At 37.0% G+C, this 25937-nt stretch carries 19 protein-coding genes and 1 pseudogene; 5 read left to right on the top strand and 15 right to left on the bottom strand.

From position 1 onward, the window contains the following. Positions 1–196: 196 nt before the first annotated feature. The 3 genes from ABOA58_RS10005 to ABOA58_RS09995 all read right to left on the bottom strand — a co-directional run bounded on the left by ABOA58_RS10005 (position 197) and on the right by ABOA58_RS09995 (position 8489). Positions 197–5728, bottom strand: coding sequence for a DNRLRE domain-containing protein (locus tag ABOA58_RS10005; RefSeq protein WP_350302153.1), 5532 nt, complete (start codon positions 5726–5728; stop codon positions 197–199). A 1303-nt stretch (positions 5729–7031) separates the two neighbouring features. Next, positions 7032–7934, bottom strand: a complete 903-nt coding sequence (locus tag ABOA58_RS10000; RefSeq protein ID WP_350302152.1) for an aldo/keto reductase — start codon at positions 7932–7934, stop codon at positions 7032–7034. 273 nt (positions 7935–8207) lie between these two features. After that, the gene (locus ABOA58_RS09995) at positions 8208–8489 is read right to left on the bottom strand and encodes a PTS lactose/cellobiose transporter subunit IIA (protein ID WP_350302840.1); all 282 of its coding nucleotides are present in this window, start codon (positions 8487–8489) and stop codon (positions 8208–8210) included. A 114-nt stretch (positions 8490–8603) separates the two neighbouring features. Here ABOA58_RS09995 and ABOA58_RS09990 point away from each other — a divergent pair. Together ABOA58_RS09990 and ABOA58_RS09985 are read left to right on the top strand one after the other, a co-directional pair. Next, positions 8604–8891, top strand: a pseudogene (locus ABOA58_RS09990) (DUF6434 domain-containing protein); the annotation flags it as partial. 234 nt (positions 8892–9125) lie between these two features. Then, a complete protein-coding gene (locus ABOA58_RS09985) occupies positions 9126–9398 on the top strand; it encodes a ribbon-helix-helix domain-containing protein (RefSeq protein ID WP_350302151.1) in 273 nt (90 codons plus the stop codon). Between the two features lie 327 nt (positions 9399–9725). Here ABOA58_RS09985 and ABOA58_RS09980 read toward each other — a convergent pair whose 3' ends face one another. Next, a complete protein-coding gene (locus tag ABOA58_RS09980) occupies positions 9726–10151 on the bottom strand; it encodes a VOC family protein (protein ID WP_350302150.1) in 426 nt (141 codons plus the stop codon). A 203-nt stretch (positions 10152–10354) separates the two neighbouring features. Here ABOA58_RS09980 and ABOA58_RS09975 point away from each other — a divergent pair, with 203 nt between their 5' ends. Next, positions 10355–10702 carry a potassium channel family protein gene (locus tag ABOA58_RS09975; protein ID WP_101221618.1) on the top strand — a complete coding sequence of 116 codons (348 nt, stop codon included), beginning with the start codon at positions 10355–10357 and terminating at the stop codon, positions 10700–10702. Between the two features lie 223 nt (positions 10703–10925). Here the strand turns inward: ABOA58_RS09975 and abc-f are convergent, their stop codons facing one another. The 7 genes from abc-f to ABOA58_RS09940 form a co-directional block, all read right to left on the bottom strand. Next, positions 10926–12554: a ribosomal protection-like ABC-F family protein gene (abc-f, locus tag ABOA58_RS09970; RefSeq protein ID WP_350302149.1), complete on the bottom strand. Its 1629-nt coding sequence runs from the start codon at positions 12552–12554 to the stop codon at positions 10926–10928. Between the two features lie 452 nt (positions 12555–13006). Beyond that, positions 13007–13876 (bottom strand): cation diffusion facilitator family transporter, encoded by an 870-nt coding sequence (locus ABOA58_RS09965; RefSeq protein ID WP_350302148.1) that lies wholly within the window; start codon positions 13874–13876, stop codon positions 13007–13009. A gap of 210 nt (positions 13877–14086) precedes the next feature. Further along, positions 14087–15082, bottom strand: a complete 996-nt coding sequence (locus tag ABOA58_RS09960) for a sensor histidine kinase (RefSeq protein WP_350302147.1) — start codon at positions 15080–15082, stop codon at positions 14087–14089. Next, positions 15079–15750 carry a response regulator transcription factor gene (locus tag ABOA58_RS09955; RefSeq protein ID WP_350302146.1) on the bottom strand — a complete coding sequence of 224 codons (672 nt, stop codon included), beginning with the start codon at positions 15748–15750 and terminating at the stop codon, positions 15079–15081. Before ABOA58_RS09955 ends, ABOA58_RS09960 begins: the two co-directional genes overlap by 4 nt. 18 nt (positions 15751–15768) lie before the next feature. Next, a complete protein-coding gene (locus ABOA58_RS09950; protein WP_350302145.1) occupies positions 15769–16734 on the bottom strand; it encodes an alpha/beta fold hydrolase in 966 nt (321 codons plus the stop codon). Positions 16735–16878: 144 nt separating this feature from the next. After that, positions 16879–17430 carry a dihydrofolate reductase family protein gene (locus tag ABOA58_RS09945; protein ID WP_350302144.1) on the bottom strand — a complete coding sequence of 184 codons (552 nt, stop codon included), beginning with the start codon at positions 17428–17430 and terminating at the stop codon, positions 16879–16881. A gap of 71 nt (positions 17431–17501) precedes the next feature. After that, entirely contained in the window at positions 17502–18347 is an 846-nt protein-coding gene (locus ABOA58_RS09940) for a nucleotidyltransferase domain-containing protein (RefSeq protein WP_350302143.1), read from the bottom strand. Positions 18348–18555: 208 nt separating this feature from the next. Here ABOA58_RS09940 and ABOA58_RS09935 point away from each other — a divergent pair, with 208 nt between their 5' ends. Then, a complete protein-coding gene (locus ABOA58_RS09935; protein ID WP_350302142.1) occupies positions 18556–18882 on the top strand; it encodes an antibiotic biosynthesis monooxygenase family protein in 327 nt (108 codons plus the stop codon). A gap of 550 nt (positions 18883–19432) precedes the next feature. On the opposite strand, the gene ABOA58_RS09930 is transcribed toward ABOA58_RS09935, so the two are convergent. Together ABOA58_RS09930 and ABOA58_RS09925 are read right to left on the bottom strand one after the other, a co-directional pair. Then, positions 19433–19984, bottom strand: a complete 552-nt coding sequence (locus tag ABOA58_RS09930; protein WP_350302141.1) for a GNAT family N-acetyltransferase — start codon at positions 19982–19984, stop codon at positions 19433–19435. Between the two features lie 148 nt (positions 19985–20132). Beyond that, on the bottom strand, positions 20133–20897 hold the full coding sequence (locus ABOA58_RS09925) for a class I SAM-dependent methyltransferase (RefSeq protein WP_350302140.1): 765 nt from the start codon (positions 20895–20897) through the stop codon (positions 20133–20135). Between the two features lie 418 nt (positions 20898–21315). On the opposite strand from ABOA58_RS09925, the gene ABOA58_RS09920 reads away from it, so the two are divergent. After that, entirely contained in the window at positions 21316–23136 is a 1821-nt protein-coding gene (locus tag ABOA58_RS09920) for a LamG-like jellyroll fold domain-containing protein (protein ID WP_350302139.1), read from the top strand. Between the two features lie 108 nt (positions 23137–23244). On the opposite strand, the gene ABOA58_RS09915 is transcribed toward ABOA58_RS09920, so the two are convergent. Beyond that, positions 23245–24141 (bottom strand): DMT family transporter, encoded by an 897-nt coding sequence (locus ABOA58_RS09915; protein WP_350302138.1) that lies wholly within the window; start codon positions 24139–24141, stop codon positions 23245–23247. A gap of 419 nt (positions 24142–24560) precedes the next feature. Continuing rightward, on the bottom strand, positions 24561–25913 hold the full coding sequence (locus tag ABOA58_RS09910; protein WP_350302137.1) for an APC family permease: 1353 nt from the start codon (positions 25911–25913) through the stop codon (positions 24561–24563). Positions 25914–25937 lie beyond the last annotated feature (24 nt).

Here is a 25937-nt window from a genome sequence, read left to right as displayed (position 1 = left end):
TACTACAACTTTTTATCTTTGCCCTTTATAATTTTAAAACTTAACGTTTTATTTTCGTATAAAAAGACTAATAAAATTAAAGAACTTATTTAAGGAAATTTAAATTTATATTCAATATAAATGATAAGCATATCAAAATTAGAGGTTGCAGTTTTTATATCTGCAACCTCTTGATTAATGAGGCTCAAAGATTATATTATTTTCGCTTCTTTTTTTGGTGAGATTTAGAAGGAGTATGTTTTTTCATTGCTCTATCAGGATCTTTATTTGAATTGGATTTAAAATTACCTTTCTCCCTTTTTTTCTCTCTAACTTCTCTTCCTTGCTTTTTCAAATTCGGCTTTTTAGTAATCCTATTCTTGCCAAAGAAATTAAATCCAGAACGTATTCCACCAGTATAAGGCATTTCAAGCCTACTAATTTTTACTTTCTTATAATTTTCCTTTGGTAACTTCTTTGGCTTCAAAGCCTTTTCTCCATTGGGATCTACTAAATTTACTGGATTATTATCTGCATAGTTATAACCATTCTGAGTAATAGGGTTTTCCTTATCCCCTAATTCTGGATCAAGGGTTAGAAACCTGCCTAAGTCTGGATTATAGTATCGTTGTTGTAAATAGTATAGCTTAGTTTCAGTATCATAACGGTATCCAGCGTAACGGAATGGAACTTGTGAGGCAAAGGTGCCAGATTCTTTTAGATGGTTGCCCCATGCGTCGTATTGGAAGCTTGCAACGATCGTTCCTGCTTCATCTGTAACTGAGGTGATATCGCCATGGGCGTTTGCATGAAAGGTGTAGGTTTTCCCGGCCTTTGTCATCGTTAATGGGCGGTTGGCGTTGTCATAGACGTAAGATGCGAGAACTGCACCACTTTGATTGGTTTCTAATACCACATTATTGTTTTCATCATAAGTGTAATAAGTGGCTGTCGAGCCAATGGTTTTGCTGGTTCTTAGGCCTTCAGAGTTATATTGGTATTTTCCTAGACTAGTTGCCCCTTCTTTTACTTCCATTAAACGATCTTGAGCATCATACACGAATGTTCTTTTTCCGTCGCTTGTAAGATTCCCGTTTTTATCGTGAGAAACGGAAGCTCCGTTATTCGTGGCAAGCTGATTGGCCGCATCATACGTATACGTATGGGTCGTAAAGGTTGAACCCTTTGTTACTTTTTTCGTCAGACGATTTCCTACTGCATCATACGTGTAATCAATCACGTTTCCATTTGGACGGACTTCCTTGGTAAGCTGTCCACTCTTATCGTAAGTGAATTGGCTTGTGCCATCTTTCGTCTTTTCTGATGAACGGTTTCCTTTTGCATCATACGTATAGTCAAAAGATTCAAGGATCGTGCCGCTTGCATTAGCTGTTACCAAGCGGGTCAGTTGATCAGCGCCATTATAATTATATAAAGTGAACGTCCCGTTTTTATTTTTCAATCCTGCAAGTTGATCATTTTCTGTAAACGTAAAGGACGCGGATGTATTCCCGCTAGAAATATTAGTGATCTGATCGTTTTTATCTACCTTACGATTAACGGCTATATTTGTAGACCCAGAGGAAAAAGAGCTTGTTAAGGCATTACCGTTTTTATCATACGTATACGAGTTTTTCCTTCCGTTGGAATAACTCTTCTCTTTTAGCTTGTCGTCTGCATCGTAGACGAAGTTAGTCGTTACTCCTGTTAAGAGGTCCTTTTCACTTAGCTGGTTGCCATTGGCATCAAACCAGAATTCATAACGCTTTACACCGTTCAATGAAGTTGACGTTTTTCGGTTTACATTATTATAGGAATGCTCGATTATACTTCCATTTGGTGAACTTGTTTTAGTCTCGTTTCCAACTAAATCATAGTCATACTTTATTTGTCGTCCAAGCGCATCCGTTAACGATGTAATATGATCTCTCTCATTGTAGACAGACAGATTTTTTTTGCCATTCGCATTGATAGTCGCTGTATGATTGCCAGCTTTATCATATTCGTAGGTAGTTGTTCTGCCATTCTCATCAATAACCTTCGTTAAATTATCATTCGAATTGTATTCATATTTCCTTGTATCCCCGCCGGTTGTTTCCCCTGTTACATTTCCAATGGAATCATATGTTTTCCATACCGTGTTCCCTTCAGGGTCGGTACTATTCACGACATAGTTCCCTTTTGCATCATAAGCTTGTTTGGTTCGAATAGAACCTATTTGCACTTTAGCTGCATCAAACCAAGCCGTTCCCGTCTGATCCTTATATTGGTAGTACACAGTCAATGATTTGAAATCTTTCGCTGTTACGAATCTTAATGAAGTATGCTGCCAATCATGTGTTTTACTACTGTCAAAATATCCGTTTACCCATTGTGTCGTGCCATCTTTATGATTAATCGCTACATTCATTTGGTAAGGTCCCGCAGAAGCGGTTGGAGAAGTGGCCTTTGAAAACCCTGAAACCGTAAGCTCTTGTCCCGCTTTTCCGTTTACGGAAACCTCCTGGCGAACAAACTTGTCCACCTCGCGCTTACCCGTTAATTTGATTGACTTTTTTCCGGTATACGCTGTTGTTGCATCCACTCCATCCGAAGATGTTAAGGTACCCGGATAATACCAGCCATCTGCAACCCCATTCTTATCCGTTATTTCAAAATTACTGTTATCAATTAAGTTGAAGGCTCCATAATATTCCTCTTCAACTTGTAAACCATCAAAATAAAAGTCTCCCTTACCAGCATTGACATAGGCCTTGAGGGTGAAGGATTCAGTATCACTTGATAGGTCACCAGGGTTAATGACCAGGTGCATCCGCTCTACATTGCTTGTCCCAGAAAGCATCGGACTACTAATGGTTTGAGTCATTTTACCACTTGCGTTTCCGCCGGTAATGACTAATTTAGCATTGGAATTGGCATTGGTCGTTTTCATGTACCCACTGATTACATACTTTTTTTGAGCATTATAAGGGATACGTCCACTTTCGACTGCTGCCGCTGTGGTTGGATTGGAAATTTTAAGTTGCTTTACGCCAAGATTAGCTTTTTGAATCGATATGCCAGTTGAATCGTAGGTGAATGTAGCTGTACCGATTTTTGTCCAATTATCTGGCCATTTATCATTGTTGGCATCTGTTTCAAAACTGCCATTTTTCAAGAGATTTTCACCGATACTTAAAGATGATGTTTCCTCTATGGTATTCCCGTTCGAATCATACTTTACAGCAGAAGATTTCGTTGCTGCATCCGTAGACGCCACATTGTTATTGTTACTATCATATTCCTCGGTTGATACATTACCTTTCGCATCAATAAATTCGATGGGATTATTGTTTTCATCGTACTTAATTTTTTCTTGCTCATTTAATGTATTGCTGAATGATGTTACATTCCCTGAATCATCATAGCGATAATCATACGTTGCATTGGAACCCGATTTATTTGCATTTTCATCTTTTTCTTGAATAATGTTATTTTGATCATCATAGTTAAATGCTCGCGTATAATTAAGACCGCCGACATCTGAAACAGACTTTATCACGTTTCCGTAAGCATTATGGGTGTAGGCTGTTTTGACACCTCTTGAATCGGTTAACGTGGTGACTCCAGTTGACCCATTATAGGACAATGTATAATAGTCTTTTTGGAGAGCTCCGGCAATTGTAACTGGCTGTTCATATTTTACAAGCTGTTTTTCAGCATTGTAGGTCATGGATAATTTCTTGCCTTTTTCATCCGTATAGGACGTCATTTGATGATTTGCGCCATAACCATAGCCGGTATTTTGGGTAACGGTTCGTTTGGAATCCGTTTCAGAATACCCAGTCAGGTTACTGGCTGCATCATACGTATACTTATATTCTCGGTTTGCCGGATCTACAATCGAACTCACCTTTCCGTTGGAACCATAACTGATCGTCATTTTTCTTCCGGATGGATCGGTTACAGATACTAGTTTATTCCCTGAATAGGCATAAGTCGTTTTATTATTATTCGTATCCGTTGCGTTAACCATTTTCCCTGAAGCATCAAACGTTGTATAAGAATCATCCTTTTCCACGAGCTTAAATGTTCCATTTGTGTTTTTCTCAAGTTGTACATAAACGCCTCCAGGTGAATCATACCCACCAGATGCATTCCTTGAAAAGATATGATTCGTGCCATCCTCATCTCGATAAAGGACAAGATCATCCGCTGCAAAACTCAGTTTTTGATCGAGATTCGAACTCCAACCAAAGCCAAACACACCTGATTCGTCGGACCGGCTATTATACGTACGATTCACCGTTAAAGGAAGGCCGCGTCCATCAATCGTAAAGTCCGTTTCCTGTGTATAAAAGTTACCGTTATACGTATTGACATTGGAGCCCGCCGATGTCCAAAAACTTTCTACGCCAATGGGGTCAATCGTATAAACGACAGTTAATTTTGGCTTTTTCAATGGATCTGCAGAGTAATCACTAGAACGGAACATTTTACGATTTACGGTTTCATTTGCATTTTTCAGCATGATGCCATGGTTCGCTTTTTTCCCGCTATACCATTCTTTAACAAGATTTGTCATGAAGAATGTATACTCGTTATCTTTTGTCACATTCAAGTTTGACACTTGCGTTTCAATGGACGGCTGGTTACTCCAGGTTGCTGAATCGGAAGCCCATGGCTTTGAAATGGGATAAACCCCAACACTTGCTGTATGATCGAATCCATTTAAGTTAGAATGTGAGCTTAATTTTAAATTTGCAGATGTAATCTTTGCACCGCTTAATAAATTTTTCAAATTAAATTTAACTAAAGATCGAGTTGTTCCGTAATATATTTGTTTTCCTGTGATAAGAGAAGGATCCAGCCAGTAATTCACTTTCGGATATGCGGATGAAATGAATGTGTCTGAAGTGGTGTGATCTTGGATTCCAACTGTTGGATCAATGACAATGGGGTATTTCCGTTCTTTTGAATTTAGCCAGCCTTCATCAGAGACTACATCGACATAGGTCTTCCCTTTCTCCTGACGAAGCTTCATGGAAACATCGTGTGAAATATTTTCGGCCGCATCATACATAAAAGGCTTCGTTAAAACGAAAAATTCATTTTTGTCTTTATCTTCAAAAATGATATCTCCATTATCGCCTTCTTTTGCTTGTAGATTTTTCAAATTAAACTCATAGGAGAACTTATTATTTTCAGGCTTGCTCTCAAAAACCAATTCTTCTTTTACGGCATTATTATCGACATGAAAAACTAAATCAGCGTTTGAAAAAACACGAGGATATGTCATACGATTTTCTTCAGCTACACCTTTTACCTTCTTTGCATCGACTAAACCGAATTCAAGCTGCTTATCTTGCTTTTTTAATCGTATCGTTCGATTTTGCTTACTTTTCTTAGAGAACTTCACCTTGTAATCATTTGCTTTATTTCCAACAGATAAATCCCCATCGTCTGATTCAGCTTTTTCAGCAACTATATCATTGTTAATATCCTCCCATTTATTGTCTTTTTCAAAGTGGATGGGTTCTGTATATTCCTCTAGCACATATTCCCGTGTCTTAGTATCAAGGTACGTCTTAGAATTTTCCGTTCTTAATTCATCCATCTCTTGTAATTCATGTACATCTTTGATTGGTTCGTTCTTCTCTGCAAAAGTGACACTTCCCTGAAAAGGCGGAATAATGGATACAATCAGTGCAAGAATCAATGTCCATACTACCAATTTATATTTATTTAGCTTTCTTTTATTAAGCTTCATCTTATTTCCCCCCATTAATTTATGGTGGTGCTGCATAAGTATCGTTAGTGATGTCGTATGATTTGTTATTTATTTGAATACTATTGGTACCGGGAATTCAATCAATGATTTGAAAGTCCCTCTTTCACCGGTATAGGTTGTCGGTATAATAATCTCCAAAAGCACTAGAGACTGATAAATAACCTTTTGCATGTGTATCTTTTTTGGGTACAGTTGTTGTTTTTAATTGGTGTCATTGTAAATGATGACATGAACTGGAATCATTGGTTTGGAGGAATAATCAAGTATACATGGGTATTATAGCTACTTTGTAAATATGAACCTTTATCCTTTTCTGTTTATTGGAACTTCGAATAAAAAGCATCTCCCGATAACTGTTTGAGTAAAATTGAATTACTTGAACATCTTTTATCAATCGAGTTACTTGAGCTGGTTTTTATTCATACCATGGAGCATGACTACGCATATTGGTTAATATTCTTTTTTGAGGTACATTCGGAAAAGAATGAGGTTTTAAAGTGGAATTGGTCGGATGGTCGTTCGAATACAAAATTATGTGGTTTGTGTTTCATCTTGAAGAAATTGAACAACAACACCCTGATTGGCAGCTGCAATGTACCAGTCTTTGGTTATTGACTGCTAACAAATGAATAATCAACATACATGGGAGCACTTTCCAGTTTAAGATATGGTTGCTTCTGTCTCCTTCATTAGCACCCTCCTATAATTCTACAATTTTCCTCAAATGGAATTAAGGAAAGTATAATTCGCCCCATGAAAAATAGGAATAGGCCAAAAGATTAGTAGGTATAAAGAACTATATTTTTGAACATATATTAAAAAAACATCATCATAATAGGTATAATTATTCTCACTAACAATTTTACTTTATAAAACTTGTTTACCCATGGATTTTTATCGAATGGAGAAATTGAATGACTCATAGAGTAGACTTTACCCTTGATTTTGAAGTTTTGCCATTTACAAGACATATTTCATTTAATTACTTACAATGATTTTTGAGGGGATGTGTTCGTTTAATAATATATCAGTAGAACATTTTTGGTGGGAATTCGGTTTAAAAAAAAGAGGGTTATTTGAAGTTTTATTCATAAAAGGGATAAAGATTGATGTTCCTGTCGTTCGCTTGATTAGATAGATTGGTCTTTGGGGAATTTTTGGAGAAATGTCATGAGAGGTTTGGTTAAACGTCTACAACTGAGTTGATTCCCAATGATTTTTCACGCAAAAAGAAAAGACCCCCTCTTGGAAGTCCCATTCTTTTTGTTCAAAGGTCTGTTTATTAGGGAATATCATGTCCCATCGAGCTTGTTAAAATGTTAAACCATTGCTCTTTTTCCATGCTTAGGTTTAGTGAATCAATGGCGCTGTCCAGTCTTTCTTTCTTACCGGATCCAACGATTGGAATGATTTTTGCGGGATGTCTCAACAGCCATGCATACATCACTTCATCTATTCCATTGGCACCGATTTCTTCTTTCACGATTTCTAACGTTTTTCTTAAGCGGACAGCCTTTTCATTCGACTCCTCAAAAATGCTTCCTCCTGCAAGCGGTGACCATGCCATTGGCGCCACGCCCATTTCCTGACATGAGTTCATGGTTCCGTCTTCGAAGTTTTCAAGATTATATGCAGAAAGCTCCAACTGATTCGTCACAAGCGGATATTCTAGATAAGATTGAAGCATATCCCATTGCGGTTTTTTGAAGTTCGATACTCCAAAGTTACGGACCTTTCCTGATTCTTTTAATTGATTAAACGCCTCAGCCGTTTCCCCAGGGTCCATCAGGGGATCCGGACGATGAATAAGTAACAGATCAATATAATCCGTTTTAAGATTCATAAGAGATTGATCAACAGACTTTATGATATGGGCTTTACTAGTGTCATAATGGTGACTTTTATGGGAAGGACGGTTTTCTGATTTAAGAACTATGCCACATTTCGTAACAATCTCCATTTTATCGCGTAAAGATGGCTTTAATGAAAGTGCGTTCCCAAAAATCTCCTCACACGTATAACTGCCATATATATCGGCGTGATCATATGTAGTGACGCCCCGATCCATTCCGTGTTCAATAAGAGATAGGATTTCCTCGGTAGAAAATCTCCAATCTGCCAATCTCCACATACCGTGTACAATGCGTGAAAGACTAAGATCTTCAGTTAGATTGACTCTTTGCATGTTTTTCTCCCCTTTTATAACATGATTGGGCTTGCTAATTAGTTGTTTGTTTTTCTATCATGACTACCCTTCGTTAATCTGTTACAGCATCAATTGCTGCTGCCATGAACCTTAGTATAATTTAAAATTTCGGAGATTCCTAATCTTGAGTGACCCTTTCATGCCATATTTTTTGAGCTTAGGTTCATGAAGAAATATATCGCCGCCTTCTCGTGCAAGTTCACACGTTATGAACATAAGAAAAAGGCTGCCGCAGCAACCTCTTGAATATTATTAGTTCCTTTGTGTTTTCTCATGTAATTCCACGATTTCTATCGCTAAATCTTTTGTTGTCATGGAAGTCATCAAGTGATCCTGAGCATGGATCAAGAGCATTGGAATCTCGAATTTCTCACCATTCACTTCTTGTTGATTCAATGCGGTTTGGATTTTATGTGCCGCAACGATTTCTTGTTCCGCTTCCTTTAATTTATCCTGGGCATCGCTTGATTTACCTTGTTTTTGCAAGGCGATGGCTTCCATTGCACAGCTGCGGGCATTCCCGCTATGGAGAATTAATTGAAATGATTATTCAGAGAGATCCTCTTTCGTTTTCGTCATATTATCACCCCTTTTGATAGTATGTTATTTTGATATTAATTGGAGGGCCGTACGCAATACTTCCTTAATTTTCATTTTTCTACCTATATCCAAAACTATTTTAAAAACAACATCGGAAAAATATATCGTGATGTAGTAGATGCTTGGTATAAAGAAGAAGAGCGAAAGAAAGACCCATCGTACAAGAAAAATATTGCTCCTCAATTTGAATACAATAAATTTATTCGTGATTTTTTTGCTGATCCTAATAATCAAGGGAAAAGTCGTGAAGAAGCGATTGAAGCCTGGAACAAAATCAAGAAACTCCCAGGAAGCAATAAATATATGTCTAATAATAAGTCTTTTAAGCACAACTAAACATTTCTATTGACATTATTTCGACGTTCATAAAACGCTATTTGTTTCCTTATTTCAAGCCAACAGAACCAGTTGAGATTTATCCAAATATTAAAACCAAGACTTACTAATGCGTTCAGGAATTTATCTCCTAAATAATGCTTCTTTCCAATTCTGTACAAGCCTACATACATTTCCCTACACTAAATTTGTTTACCCTCAATTAAAGGTATATGATAGATTAAAAGACTGAAGGTGGAACGGCCTATCAATTCTGAAACGCGAAAACCAATAAACATTACCCTCAATCCGTACTTGACTAATAGACTCGCTAATTTGGCTGAAGAAAGAGGTATCCCCATCGAAAGACTGATGGATAAAGCGGTAGACTTGCTGCTTGAATACATGGAAGACAATGAGACCGTTAATCAGGTGAAATACAGTAATAACGAAGCGATAGAAAAGAATAAAGAAATGATTGCAAAAAGTAGAGAATTCATTAATAAAAAACAAGCACTTAACCCCTAGGTAAAGTGCTTGTTCATACTTTAGGCAAACTCGATGAAAATCGGGTTTGTCTAGTGTTTTTTATGGCTTGTACAATTTGGGCGTTGCTTTCCACTCCAGGCACTCGCTTTCCGCGGGCGGTCCGGGAGCCTCCTCGGCTTTCGCCTGTGGGGTCTCCCGTAGACACGCTGTTCCCGCAGGAGTCTCGTACCTTCCGTTCCAATCATCTTTGTTTTAACCTTTAGATAGAATCCTTTTGCCTAGAGTCCTTTTAGAAATATTAAAACTTGAGGTGATGTTTCTAAAACATGATTCTATTCAGCAAGATCAACTTGAAATGGATCACATTCATGATTCTGTGATGTCCCACTGCGGGTTCCAAACGACCTCCCAAAGGTGTCCATCAGGGTCTTGAAAGTGTGCAGAGTATCCTCCCCAGAAAGTGTCATGTGCCGGATCGGTTATGATTGCGCCAGCTTTTTTTGCTTTTTCCAACACAATATTCACTTCCTCTTTACTGCCTACATTGTGACCAAGGGTAAATTCAGTAGGACTTGTCGGAGACAAAGGAACCTTGGCCTCATGAGCTATATCCCTGCGACTCCATATGGCAAGCTTTAGGCCTTCTTGCAGGTCGAAAAAGGCAACGGCTCCATGCTCAAATTCCTTGCCCACTATCCCTTCTGTTTGAAATCCCAGGCCATCCCGATAGAATTCCAGCGATTTTTCCAAATCATCCACACCTAATGTAATGACAGTAATACGTGGCTTCATGATTGTCCCCCTTCTTACTTAGTTTCTCCTTCTATTGTTTACCAACGCTTCTAGTCCAAATCAGATCAAAATAAACAGGTTTCTTTGTCAATCTAAACTGAATTCCTGTATAGTAGAATGATTAACTGATCAAGCTCGAATATCAGGATTTACTCATTCACTTTACTTAAAATGTAATGAACCGAAAGGAAATTCGATTACCAATGATTTCATTTATCCTCACCTTAAAACGTTTTCTAAAAGCGCTCTGGTCCGCTTTTAAACTGAAGAACTTCCAGGTTCTTTTCGTCTTGGTCCTCGTTATGTTATTTTCCGGCACGATTTTCTATGTTAAGCAGGAAGGTCTAACTGTGATTGATTCCCTTTACTTCTGTGTTGTTACTCTTAGCACGGTTGGGCATCCCAGTTTTGAACCGCAGACAACATTAGGAAAAGTGTTTACAATGATTTATATTGTAGGCGGCACCGGATTATTTATGGGCTTAATAGGATACCTAGCATACGCAATCATAAAGAAACCGGAAAACGAGAGCAACAGCAGCAAAATCTGAATGCATAGGAATGCTTATAAAAATTGGCATTCTTTTTTGATTGGTGTAAATACCCCTTCTACATAAACTTGGTTAATTTTAACATTAGTCATCTTTTTTTTCATTAATTTTCACTAATCCACTTTGTTGGTATTTTAAGTGTAAAATAACTCTCTCTACTTTGACCGCTCTTTATCAATCAAAAGGCCCCTCTCAATTGAGAAGGGCCTTTTATGGTTTGCACTTAATCTTCAAGTTCCTTTTTCTTGTTCAAGAGTTGAAGGTATTCCCTATCCAATTCCTCCTTTTCCTCTTCATTCACAACACTGGACAGTTTCCCAAGTGTCTCGATGATTTGCACTTCAATCATAAGAAGTTCAGCCTGTTTATCTTGATGATCATCCTTACGTTTGGACGATTTTGTTGCTTCCTGATTGATGGCACTTACTCTCGGAGGTTCATCTTCAAATGAAAGTGAATGCGTTGCAAGCGATTGGATCAATGAACGATCATGAGTTACAAAAACGATGGTTCCTGGATATGCTTTTAATACTTCGGTTAGAGCGTCTTTAGTATGAATATCCAGGTAATTTGTAGGTTCATCCAAAACCAGTACATTATAGTTTCCCAAAAAAACTTTTGCTAGGGAAGCCCTGACTCTTTCCCCACCGCTTAAAAGTGATACTTGTTTGTGAACGTCATTTCCTTTAAAAGCTAATCGTGATAATAGCGTCCGAATAAAAGCCTGATTGTAGGGACTGTCCTCCAATATATTTTCAAGAACCGTTTTACTTTCATTCAAATTTTCTTGTTGTTGTGCAAAAAATCCAATCTTTGCCGGCTTCGCGACATATAAATCTGGGTGCCTTTCCACTATCTTTTTCAATAATGTCGTTTTTCCTGAACCATTTTGACCATTGATGGCGAGTCTGCAAGCTAGTTTGACATCTCCAAAAATATGTTGCTTCAGCACCCTTGAGCCAACTTTCAGGGAACAGCCATTAAATCGAATGACCCTTTTGCTATGCAAAGATGGAAATTCTGAAATATCAAAAATGATAGGAGGATCTTCCCTCGGTTTTTCTTTTTTTGCTAATTTTTCGATCCGAGTTTCGATCGCTTCGGCAGAACGGTTCAATTTCGCCTTCTGTTTCCCGGAGCTCCGTTTATGCAGCCTTGCTTCTGAATTACCCATTCGTTTAGGAGCTTTCCTAATTGAATCGGATTTGGCTTGGAGGTTTTGTGCAGCCTGTTTCAACCGGTTCTTTTCACGGGTATACTCTTCATATTGCTTATTTTCCTTTTCTGTTTTTGCTTGCTTTTGTTTGATATAAGCTTCGTAATTCCCTTCATATACAGTTACCTTGCCTTGCTCAACTTCCCATATTGTTGTACACAGATGATTCAGGAATGCTTTATCATGTGAAGTAAGCAAAATAGCGCCATTAAAAGATTTTAAATCCTTTTCCAATTGTTCAATTCCGGATATATCCAAATGACTCGTAGGTTCATCCGCGATCAATACATCCGCATTGGAAGACAGAGCTGCGGCGATTTTTCTTCGAGTACGTTCACCGCCGCTTATGATTTCTTGATTTTCATCTGGCAGTTTCCATATGCTCGTTAATATACCGCTTATTTCTTGTTCAGTTTCTTCTATTTGCGGGATATAGCTGACTGTTCCATAGCTCTCGATATGACCGGAATCGGGTTCCCTCACTCCCGCAAGTATAGAAAGCAGGGTCGTTTTACCTTCTCCATTCCTGCCAACCAAACCAATACGGTCATGACTGTAAAGATGAAGTGTATCGACGGAAAGAACTTCACGGCTCCCGTAGCTTTTCTTTAAATCATTCGCTTTTAAAAATAACATAAAAAAATCCCCCTCCATTTTTCTAGAGAGAGATCGCCTGCTACTAAATTAATATACATAAACCAAATATACCTCATCTGCTTTGATAACAGAAAAAGTAGTTGTATATGAATTAGTACCTATAACGAACAGACGTATCCCATCTCTAAACATAATCATTAAAAATCTCACATGGGTATCTAAAAAGATTCTTGTTCAAATGAAAAAGTTAAATCACTTGACTTACCGATAAAACCAGTAAGCAAACAAAGTGACGCGTATTTTCATTGAAAATATCTAACCGATAACACCCATTGAAATTGATTTAGATTTACTGTTTATTTGATAAGATTACTGCTTCATTGTATAAGGTACCTATTCCTTCCAATGTAATGAATTAATGATTGCATATTAATCATATGTTTGTAAAGCAGATTTATACCCCTTTTTAGTTAATTCATAAAAAGAGAAAATTAATTGGGCTCTACATGGACATGAACATCATACACTCCATGATCTTTCATCATCACTTTTTCTACATGTGTCGCTATATCATGTGCTTCTTTAATATCCAAGGTAGAATTGACAAGGATCACAACATCAATCACTTCATTATTCCCGTAATTTCTCCCTTTAATTTCTTTTATCCCCTTGACTCCATCGACATTTGTAATTACATCCTTATATAGCTGAATTTTATTTTCATCAAATCCGTCAGAAAGTTCATGCGAGGCTTGAATGAATATATCCCAGGCTGTTTTGCATATTAATAATCCAACAATGACTGCAGTAAGGGGATCCAGCCAAGGCATGTTAAATTGGGAGCCGAAAATCCCTATAGCTGTTCCGATACTTACCCAAGCATCGGAAATATTATCTTTCGAAGCTGCCATAACGGCTTTACTGTTAATTTTCATAGCAAGCTTTTTATTATATCGGTATACAAAATACATGGCTATTGCTGATAAAACACCCACATACCCGGCAATAATGTCAGGTGATTCCTTTCCACCTTTAAGCATGGAACCAACTGCATCTATCAATACTTGTACACCAACAGCAAACATGATAAATGATGCTACCATCGATGCAATCGTTTCACTTTTCCAATGACCATAACCATGATCTTTATCGGGGGGTCTTTGAGCTAGCCTTAAACCGATCAGTACGGCAATGGACGCAATAATATCAGTCGTGTTATTCAAACCATCCGCTTTCAAGGCCGCTGAGTCGCTTATGTATCCGATAGCCAGCTTCAAGATTGATAGACAAATATAAGCAATTATACTAATGATTGCTCCACGTTCGCCTAATTTGAGGTCATTATATTTTTGTTCTTCCATTCAACTTCCCCCCACAATTAAGTACCTGAATATCATATCAACTTAAAAATGGGTGGGTCTATAGCAACCTTTTTGTATCGCTTTATATAAGTAAGTGATAGATAACTATGTTGCATAAGGCAAACTATCTGAAAAGAATGATATTGATGATGAGTCCCCTGAAAAAATTCCCGGATGTCATCCCCGGAAAATAACTGAGTTCAACGAGATTCATATCGTATTTTCGACAGTAAAACAAAATAACGTTCCGCTTTCATTTGATTGCAAATTATATTTTATATGAAGTGTCTTAGCTATATCCTCGATTATTTTTAAGCCAAGCCCCTTACTACTATCGATATCGAAACCAATTCCATTATCCTTGATACTGACCACATTATTTTCAATGGTTATCACAAGTTTATCAGCCTTCGAATGGTTCAATACATTTTGGAAAACGTTATCGAATAACCTTTGGAGCCACAAGTCATTACTCATCCATTCCAACTCTCCATTTAAAGGATGATATATTAATTCAATACCATGCATGTTATACAAATAGGCCCATTTTTTAACCATCATTTCTATTAAATCGTGCATATTCACTTCGTCATTTAAGATATAAGAATTATCAAGCGTATTTATGGATTGAATATTATACTCATTTGTTAATTCGGAAATATAATTGATTTGTTGATATAGTGATTGTAATAGTGGAGCTTGATCCGAATATTGACCTTCTAAATAGAATAATTGTAATCTTACTGCTGTTAAAGGTGTATTGATGTCATGTCTTAATTTATTTAAGAGTTCCTTTTTCATTTCTCCTTGTTGCTTTAGTTCCAATTCCCGATAGGTCGTTCTTTCAATTAGTAAGTTCACCGATTCAGTTAATTTTCCGAGTTCATCATTGCTATTTACCTCTAATTTATTCGGAATCTCCTCATCACTGGCTAAATTCCTGATGGTTTCATTCAATATATTTATTTTATTTAATAGCGAGTTAATAGATTTGGAAAATAAGAAGGCTAACAATAATAGTGATAAAATAAATACTCCCAGCATTGTAGGATATGCAAAAGATTCATGAAAAGGAATGTCACTATTATTGGATTTAAAGGCCATATCATAAATTAGTGACATAAGGATACTGATTAACAGCAATATAAATGGCACGCTAATAACGGCAATAAATAACAATAGCTGGTATTTTTTCTTTAATTTCATTTCTTTATATAGGTATTCAATCTATACCCTTCTCCATATATATTTTGGATGATCTCTCCGGTGTTATCATTGATTTTTGTTCTGACTTTTTTTATATGCACATTAATGATATTTTGATTCCTATCTTCGAGCTGCCATAAATATTCAAAGAAATGTTCTTTCGTTAAAATCCGATTCCTATTTTCATATAAATAGAAAAATATTTTACGCTCTATCGCAGTAAAAACCACTTCATTATGCAAGGCATTATTGAATACCTTTTTATGTTCGGCATCAATATATAAATGTTTAATTTGCGTGAAAGTACCATATTGATTTTCCAGCAATTTCTGCATTCTTAGTAATAGCTCCCTGGGATCAAAAGGCTTAGTCATATAATCCTCACCAATTGTCAAACCTTGTAGTTTGCTATCCATATCATTTCGGGCGGATAGAAAAATAACCGGAATATTCAATCCTAGACTTTTTACTTTCTTTGTAATTTGATAGCCATCATCTCCTGGCAGCATAACATCCATAATGACTAAATCCATCTCATGGATTATATCGATAATATCTTTTCCTTCTTTCATCCAACATACATTATACTCTTCGCGCTGCAAAATTTTTTTCAATAAATCACCAATCATTAAATCATCTTCAACAATTAAAATATTATATCTTTTCATAACAGGGCCTTTCTATATTCATTTGATAAATTCCATGGCTAGATCATATATTTCATCTGGCACGTATAGATAAATGCTGTGCGTCCCTTTCAGTTTTATTACATCCGCTTTTAATAGTTTCTCTGCAAACTCCTCATAATCTTCATTTTTTTGTTTGGTATATTTCGAATTTTTATTTTCATCGGCAATCGCATCTAAAAATAAAATGGGTGTTTCTTTTGGAATCGGCAAATTAACTGATTTTTCACCATTATTGTAACTCTGCAAAAGCTCTTCCTCCATATCATCATTAAAAAACTGTTTATATGATAGTGCTTTATACATTTCTTTTTCATGGTCAGTCAAGAATGATTGCCGGATCACTTCGGGATTATAAACAGCAGAAGGAACAAGACGGTGCAAACCCATTTTCGTTAAAATATTCACTCCTCTTACTGTCAATGAATCAACCATGCCCATTTTATGAGTTACATATTGGTGCGGTAGACCAATATCCAAAGCAATAATTCCCTTTACTTCGCTTGGGTATTTTTGTGCCCAGTAAATAGCTTCAATACCTGAAACTGAGTGTGGAACCAAAATATAAGGAGGTTTATTCCCACTTTCCATTAACGATTTCCTGCTTTGTTCCAATATTACATCAATATCCCTATCATCATGAAAAACATCACTGTATCCATATCCTGCTCTTTCAATGACTGCAATCTTATTTTCTTTTGCAAACTTACTATATAATCCTTTCAATTCATAAACGGGAGCAGCAATTCCGGAACCGGACATAAAAACGTATGTATCCTCCCCGCTTCCTTCCGTATATACATTAATTTCTTTGTTATTAAAATCAACGGATGTTCCTACGCTAATTAATGATGATTCCTTGCCCTTTTGATAATTATGGTAAATAAAAACAGCTAATACTACAAATAAGATAATAGCAATGAAGGTGAAAAATATATTCTTTGATACTTTCAACATTTTTCTCATATAGAAAACTCCTTTCAAGTTATATTGAAAGGATATATGTTAAAAATAAATTTCTAATTAATTTTCATTGTGAATTTTCAAAAAAGAAAAATTCACCTTTTATTGTTCATTGATTTGCATTAAAAAAGCTGCGCCAGCGCAGCCCTAAGTATAAATAATATTATATGTCGGTTTAATCACACCGTTTGAATATTGTTTCATTTCAACTAAATCCAATTTTAGACTTGGCTTAACGCTGCCGAAAAGAGGGATGCCTTCACCGATTATGACTGGATTCACTTTCAGCACCAATTGATCAATGAGTTTATGTTTTAATAACGTTCCAGCCAGTTCTCCGCCCCCGCAAAGCCATAGCTTTCCGTCACTTTGCTGTTTGAGGTTTTCTATAAACGCAACGGCATCTCCTTCGATAAGTTCTACCTCTTCATTCGATTCAAACTGAAGGGAGCTCGAGAATATATAATGTTTCAAACCCTTATAACCTGGTTCACCCGGTTTAGCTCCGAATTGAAATCCAAATTCATATGTTTTACTTCCCATCAACACCGCTTCATATTGCTGGATATCGGATAAAAAGTCCGGGACATGATCTCCTTCAAATAAGAAAAAAGAATGATTGATATCCCCTTCCAACATTGCTTGGTCGGCAATGAAATTATCAAGTGAAACGGCTACATGATATACCAATTCTGCCACTTAGCATCCCTCCATAACTGATTACATAATTCACACGAACAACAATGTTCCATAATCTTTTGTAAAAGGCATCAGATAGCCATATCCAATATTCTTTTGATAAGGTCTTCATTTGTTTCGACACCCACTTGGGTACATAGGTATTTATTTAGTCTAAAGAATTCTGGGATCATACGTCTCATCGTTTTAATAATTTCATTTGAATTACGGCCACAATCCCAACTTTCCAGCAGTGATGATTGCTTTTCAGCTAATTTACTTCTATTGCCCTCTATTTTTGTCCATACTCCATAGGGTACATCTACATGTTCTTCCATTTCCATATACCACCCAGACACAATCAGCCACCGTATCCTATCAAGATTGGATAGTGCATATAACATTTCTCTTCTCATAACGGCCCTGTAGGTTTCATGGACAAAAGCAAGCAGCTTTCCTCTCCAATGCTCAACTTCATCCGGTGTAGGTTTATACACTTTCTTTGCCGATTCCTTAATAACAGGACTCATTATATTAAAAGGATCATAGATGACTTCTACCTCTTTTAACCAGATGGAGGGAACAATTTCCTCAGGTGCATGATACCAGCTATCCACTTTCACAAAGGTATTATAATGAGTGACGATATACGGTGAAGAAGGATTGTAGTCTTCGTGAAATGAAACATTTCCCCAGTTATTGGCTCTATTCCTTTTTTCCTTTAAAAAATCTGCTTTACGTTTTGGAATAACAATAGTGTGCAAATCTATATCCGAGTAGTTATCATCGTTTCCTTTTGCTAATGAACCGGCTATGTAAATAGCCAAAACATCAGGATCTGCCGATAAATCTTTTAATGCATTTTCCAAAAGAATATCGCGTTGTTTCGGTAAAAATGCATCTCTTTCTATATGTTTGCTAACAAATCCCGCACACAAAACCATCTCCTTTTTTTGTAAAACCGTCAAAGTAATATATATTCGTGAATTAGAATAAAATCCCTTCCGTAGAATTCCAAGTCAGTGATATATACTGCTTCTTACCTCCTTGTTTTCTTTGCTGAGTACCCGCTTTACCGGGCATCTATCCATGTTCTTGCCGGTATGATATTATTTTGAATATTAAGTTAAAAGGAGGCATCATTTCATGTTTTTTGCAAATACTCCCGAACCGCCCTATTACGCTTGTATTTTCACTTCCCAAAGAAGCGATAAGGATGCCGCAAGCTATAATTCAACCGCTGAATTCATGGATGAACTTGCCGCTCAACAAGATGGCTATTTAGGAGTCGAAAGCGTAAGAGATCAAAACGGGTTAGGAATTACCGTATCCTATTGGAAGTCCTTGGATGCCATTAAGCTTTGGAAGGAAAATGCCGCTCACAAAAAGGCACAAGAAAAAGGTATGAAAGATTGGTACTCGTCATACACTACCCGAATTTGTAAGGTTGAAAGAGATTATACCAACAAATAAGGAAACTGAAATTTATGAATTTTCAGCTATAAAAAAAAGACCGCTTTTACTTTTTTGAGAGTTTGTAAATTTGAACGTTGATTTCCATTCCAGGCACTCGCTTTCCGCGGGCGGTCCGGGAGCCTCCTCGGCGCTCTTTGCGCCTGTGGGGTCTCCCTTGGACTCGCTTTTCCCGCAGGAGTCTCGCTCCTTCCGTTCCAATCAACTAGATTTTTTTTCACTTTAGGCTGTTCATCCCAAACCATGTTCAAGACTAATTTCCATTATTGATTTTTACTGTTTTATGAAACACTTATTAAATTGAAGAAATTTACCATACTCCTGGTGAGTAACTGGCAGATACCAAAGACGCTTGCGGGTAGAACGTTTTTTAAACTGAAGTCAAACTAGCTTTCTATTGAGTTTGTCTTCAGCAAGAGACCGCTAAAATTCCCTTAAAAATTAGTAATCATTCCCTCAGTAAAATCGTAAAAGAGCTTCGTGTGCGAGCATTCCGAAACCCACTTTGTCTACAAACAGAGACCGCTTTTTAAGCGGTCTTCACAATGAATTAGAAGGTCACTAAATCCTCTTTTATGAGTGAGTACATATATAAATCATTGAATTTGCCACGGGTAAATTCATAATGCCTAAGAAGTCCTTCTCTTCTAAATCCATGTTTTTCCACTAGTTTTTGGGATAAGTGATTATCAGGTTCAATTAAAGCTTCAATCCTTTCCAGCTGAAAGTGGCGATAACCATACATAACAACGGCTTCCAATGCTTCACTCGCAATGCCTATTCCCCAATGATCTTTACTTAATTCATATCCAATTTCAGCACGATGGTGTTTGGTTACCATATTCAGAAAACCACAACTTCCTATAACCTTACCGGAATCTTTTAATGTAATTCCCAATCTAATTCCCGAACCTTTTTCGAATATAGATTCGTACCATTTAATTTCATCCCATACATCATTTACTGTCTCAAATGGATCTAACCCCATTGGCTTCACCACATCTGTATCAGATAGATATTTGAACATGTCACCCGCATCTTCCAGTGTTACTTCCCTTAATATCAATCGTTTGGTTTCAATAACCGGAAATACCTTCTCCATCCAATTTCCCTCCTCCAAACTCCCATTTTCTTATTTAACTATTTAATCATTACCTATTTAAAGTCGATATTCAACGCTTAATTGTATAAAAAATTATGATAGTAAATAAAAAGGCGTCCCAACTTTCGTAGAAACGCCTTTTTTTCGTTTATTTGATTCCTTCATTAATAGAATTATTTGTTTCCTTTACTGCTGAAATGATTAAAAACATGGGCCTTCGATTTTCATCTTTCATTTCAGGAACACTTTTTAACATTTCATCAGAAGGCATCGGTTCCTTTACTGCTTTAATGCTGAAACCAGCACAAATTAAGTCATTCATATATGTTGAAATCGTACGATGATACTTTACTACGTCTTCGGTTAAGAAGGTTGTTTCTCTCACACCTTCGGATTGATAGTTGTCAACTGGCCAATGCAGATGATTTCCGTGATCATCGTCATACCAGGCTTGTTCGTTGCGAGAAGTAAAGATTGGATGTTCAACCGAGAAAACAAAGGTGCCTCCGGGCTTTAAACAATCATGCACCTTTTTGCAGATCGCCTCATATGACTCAATGTAATGAAAAGCCAATGAACTGATAACCACATCAAATTCAGAGCCGGAAAAATCGATGTCTTCAATTGGCATTTTAATATATGAAATACAAGGGTCATCCGTTTTCTCACGTGCTCTTTGAAGCATATTGTCAGAAATATCCACACCAACGACGGAACTGGCATGTTGCTCTCGGGCAAATCGGCAATGCCAGCCGAAACCGCAGCCCAAATCAAGTACCCTCTTATTATGCAGATTTGGCATTAGCTCTTTTAATACATGCCATTCTCCGGCAGCTTCAAGTCCTTTGACTGATCGTGGCATCTGCTCATACGCAGAAAAGAAATTTGCATCATCATATTTGTTTTGTTTCATATTCAAACATCTCCTATTATCAAGATAGCCTCCTAAGATTCATACCACATCTATTACAGGAGGCAACTATCTCCTTCTCACCATTTTTTTCACCTCATTTTCTTGATGAATCACTGTCCTAATACTAACACACTGCTTTTTTATCCTACATCTCCGTTGTGCGTCGTATTGATCTCTTTGTGGTCTATATCTTGATCTCAATAAGTTAAATCGTTCGCTTTAGGTCTTATCTCCTAATGTCTTTTTTAGGAGTAAGACTTTTTTACTCATCCTTAATAAGTTAACGAGAAGATAAGCAAACTATACCATATTGCAGCTGTACGGAATCTACCTTGGCTTAGTACGCTAAAAATTAATCCAGGTAGTAAAAAGGATAAATGTATATCGCTTAATCAAAATGTAATGGGGTGAATGTTTTATGAGAATGAAAAAAGCATTAATAGGTCTCTCACTCTTATGTATGATTGTTCCTGGTATTGCCAAATCGGCTGATTCCATTGCTGAAAATAAACGAAGCAATATCGTGGCAAATTGGAAATTCACAAAACAACATGTTAAAAGCGGTTCAATCGATAAAGGTAATTTAATTATAGAAGATACAAGCAAACATGGAAATGATTTAGAGTTAGTGACGATAGGAGACCCTGCATCACCCGAATTAAAAAATATGATTCAATGGTCCGAAGAAGATTATTATGCTCAAGATGAAGTTGATAGCTTGGAGTTCGCTAATTACGAAAACGCCCCTGCAGGAAGATATTTCAAGACCAAAAAGGATGCACCTATCAATTCGGAGAATTTCAATAAGGGTTTTACCATTGAAACGGTATTTAAGATGCCAAGCGATTCCAAGAATGTCATGGGGCTTTTTTCTAGACAAGGACAGGCAGCAGATCTTAATAAAATGGAAGGCGAGAAGAAAATCCTTTCTGCTTTAACTGTATCCAGTGATCAAAAAATCCACTGGACAAGCCATCCATCTAATTTAAATTATAATGTAAGCAATTGGTCTCGATCATTAAATGCTGATGAATGGTACCATTTGGCGGTTGTTAATGATGGTAACACGACGACTCTGACTTTGAATGGCGTCAGTGATTACGGAAAATCGGAAAAAGTAATCGGTATTGCAGCAGTTATAGGGAAAGGCTGGAACATCGGAGCATCTGAGTGGGGAAATAAGTTTAATGCACTATTCAAAGGGAATATCCAGCAAATACGAATTGCTAATAAGGCTTTAACTGAAAAAGAATGGCTTGTACAGGATGCTCGTGACGATGCACCTTTTGAAGGATCAAACAAATCCTTCCCCATTCTATCGAATAAGAAGAATTATAATTTCCTTTTCGTTCCAGACACCCAGAAATATTCAAGCCAAAATCCTGAGATTTTCAATAGCCAAATGAACTGGATTTCCAATAACACCAAGAAGAACAATATTATCATGAATACATTTGTTGGGGACATTGTCGATAGTGATTCAGAAAAACAATGGCAGAATTCACTCAGAGCCATTTCCCATTTGGATAAAAAGGAAGTTCCATATATGATGGCGGCAGGGAATCATGACTATGCTGACGGAGATCCTTTTTTAACACATTATGGGCCACAGCGTTTTATGAATAAAAAATACTATAAGGGTTCGTCTCCCTCTGGGTATAGCTCATATGCAATCGCTAAGGCAGGCAGTTATGAATATCTAATCTTGATAGTGGATATGAAAAATCTGCATAAGGATCTGGAATGGTCAAAAAAAGTTCTAGACCAGCATAAAGATAAACCGACAATCCTCGTCTCGCATGATATTATATTCCCGAAGATTAAGGATGATAAAACCATTGCCGTCGAATCTTCTAATGGCCGGCTGATTTGGGATGAACTCGTAAAGGACCATAATCAAGTATTCATGACGGTTAATGGACATTATTATGGGATAGCACATCGGGTAAAACAAAACTCGGCAGGAAATGATGTCATTCAAATGCTGGTCAATTACCAAACGAATTATCGAGGGGGTAATGGCTGGCTAAGACTTGTAGAATTTGATGAAAAGAAAAATGTATTATTATTCCGGACCTATTCGCCATTTGTCGACGAAATGTCCAAAAAAGAAAAATCCTATATCGATTATAAATTTTTAACAGGTGAAAATAATTCATTTAAATTAGATTGGGACTTTAAAAAAAGATTTAATTTCAGAGAGGCGGAAAAATCCAATTCCCCAGGTGTATCTGATTGACCTCATCAACCTGGGTGAATTCCTTTTTTGGGTGTCCTCCTATTTGTTGATGGATAAACGTTCACTCTTCACGATGAATTTAAAATGCTACGATTTTTCAAACAACTATCATGCTGCTTTTTTCATCACTGATTTATACTTTCCGAACCCATTAACAACAAGAACCCCTAATATCGCAATTCCGCCGCCAATGACTGAAAGGGTACTAGGGACCTCCTGCAGCCAAACCCAAGCAACGAAAATGGCAATTACAGGTTCAAGGTATAACAAACTAGAAACGGAACTGGCTTTTCCTAATGATAGTGCGACTGCCCATGTTACATAACCGATGGCCGCAGGGAAAATACCAACAAAAATCGCTGATAAATGACCTTCCATTGTAGCATGTTGAATTTCTTGAAATAGCCCAGGTATAAATATTAAAAAGGGTATTGTACCGATCCATGTGAAATACGCAGTCAATTCAATCGGATTATAACGGCTGAACAGTGGCTTTTGGAAAACAAAAAACACTGCAGAAGCAATAGCCGACATCAGCACTAAAAAGGCTCCTTCAGAAATATTCAGGGAAGGGCCTGCAGTACCTAAAGTTATTAAGGTGATTCCTGTGAACCCTATTCCTAAACCAATCCATCCGAATAGGCCGAGGCGTTCTTTTAAGACGAAAGCAGCAATGATCGCGATGAAGACAGGTGCTGAACCAATCAGCATTCCAGCCGTTCCAGCCGAAACTGTTTGTTCCCCGAATGTCACCCCAATATGGTAAATACTAATACCAATAAATGCAAGGATCGATATCCTCAACAAATCCGCTTTTTTCGGGAGTCGAAATTTCACCCCAGGCCATAGAGCATAAAGGACAAAAATCCCTGATGCTATAAGATAACGAACAAGTACCAAATGGCCGGCTGAATAACCGCCATGCAAGCTTGCACGAATCGCAGCGAATGTAGATCCCCAAATAATAACTGTAATTGATGCCAATATAAATGCCTTCGTGTTCAAAACCTATTCCTCCCATACCCATTCACTATAAACTGAAGGTATCATGGATACGGGAGAACTTCAATAAATTTTCTATCTCACTGTGAAGTGGAACAGTCAGATAAGGTTTGGCAAGGAAATCTTCATACAAAGTTGAATCAGGTTTGAAAATCATGTTTACCTTTTCAAATATTTTGTCGTCAAGAATCCTAGTAATTAACTTAAAGACGATAACTTAAAATTATATTAACTTATCTTGTTTTCTTTATCTAAATTGAAAGTACTATTTACTTCTACCCTCTCCTATTTTGAGATAGATAGCTTAAGTCCCTTTTTAAAATCAAACATTTCGGGCTAGCTTAAAATTAACAGAAATATGGAATTAATAGTTTTTACGAGTTTATAATAAAATCAAATTTTTATCACGCATAATTTAAAAATTAAACTGCTTCTTCCGCTTCATCAAAATTTATTTCAGGCGGTTGCTTTTTAAAAAAGTTTGTTAAGAACAGCAAATAAACAAAACCGATAGTTGCCCAGAGGCTGCCCAGTAGTAAAGCGTTCTTATCCAAGTTGAAAAACAACCAAATATCAAGGGAAGCACCGATGCCAGGTAAGAGAAAATAAAGTAAAAAATGTTTCCCTCTGCGTTTTTTTCCTTTTACATAATAATGGGCAATGACTGAAATATTCACAAATATAAAAGTAGCAAAAGCTCCAAAGTTAATAAAAGAAGTTGAGGTCGTTATATCAAAGGTCAAGGCTAATAAAGCTATACAGCCAATGAAAAATAAATTAAACACTGGTGTACGGAATACTGGATGAATATATCCGAAAAGCTTTTTTGGAAGAACAGAATCTCTTCCCATTGCAAGCATAAGACGAGCCGCACTTGTTTGAGCTGTTAAACCGGAAGCAAATTGTGCAATGATTAATCCCGCGAGGAAAAGGGCACTAAAAAAATTCCCACCAATTAGTTTGGCAATCTCAAAAGCTGCGGAATCAATATTTTGAAATTCAGTATAGTGGGGAAAAACAAGGTAAAGAAAGTAAGAGGAGATGATGAAAATCCCTCCACCGATAAACGTAATGAGCAAAATTGCTTTTGGAATTGTTTTTTTCGGATTAATCGTTTCTTCGGAAAGAGTGGAAACTGCATCAAACCCTAAAAATGAGTAGCAGGCAACAGAAGCTCCTGCAAATAATAGGGAGAAAGATGTTTCACCGCTCATAAATGGCTCCATAGAAAACAGGGTTCCTACTCCAGTGCCTTGGATAATATTCAAGAAACACAAAACCAGAAATAGGACAAGAACAAGTAATTGAAAAACCATCATTAAAAGGTTTACATTCTTCATCACTTTTGTTCCTATTAAATTTATTGTTGTGGTGAGAACAATAAAGGCAACGATCCATACCCAAGATGGAACAGATGGAAAAACGGCGTTCAAGTAAACGCTTCCTATAAGCCAGATTACCATTGGCAAAAATAAATAATCCAATAAAACGGACCAGCCTATAAGAAAGCCGAGTTGCGGGCTAATTGATTTCCTTGTATACGTATAGGCTGATCCTGAAACTGGATAGGCTTTCACCATTTCACCATAGCTGTAAGCAGTGAAGAGCATGGCAGTTAAAGCAATGATATACGCAACAGGTACAAGGCCTTTTGTTAGCTCAGCCATCACTCCGTATGTCCCAAAGACAACCATCGGTGTCATGTAAGCAAGACCAAATAATATAACATGCGACAAAGTTAATGTTCGTTTAAATGAAACTCGATTCTTTTCCATTTGAAATCCTCCTTTTCGTTTAAA

It is taken from the genome of Peribacillus frigoritolerans, assembly GCF_040250305.1.
In the GTDB taxonomy this organism is placed as follows: domain Bacteria; phylum Bacillota; class Bacilli; order Bacillales; family DSM-1321; genus Peribacillus.
This window is presented reverse-complemented; position numbering and strand designations above follow the sequence as displayed.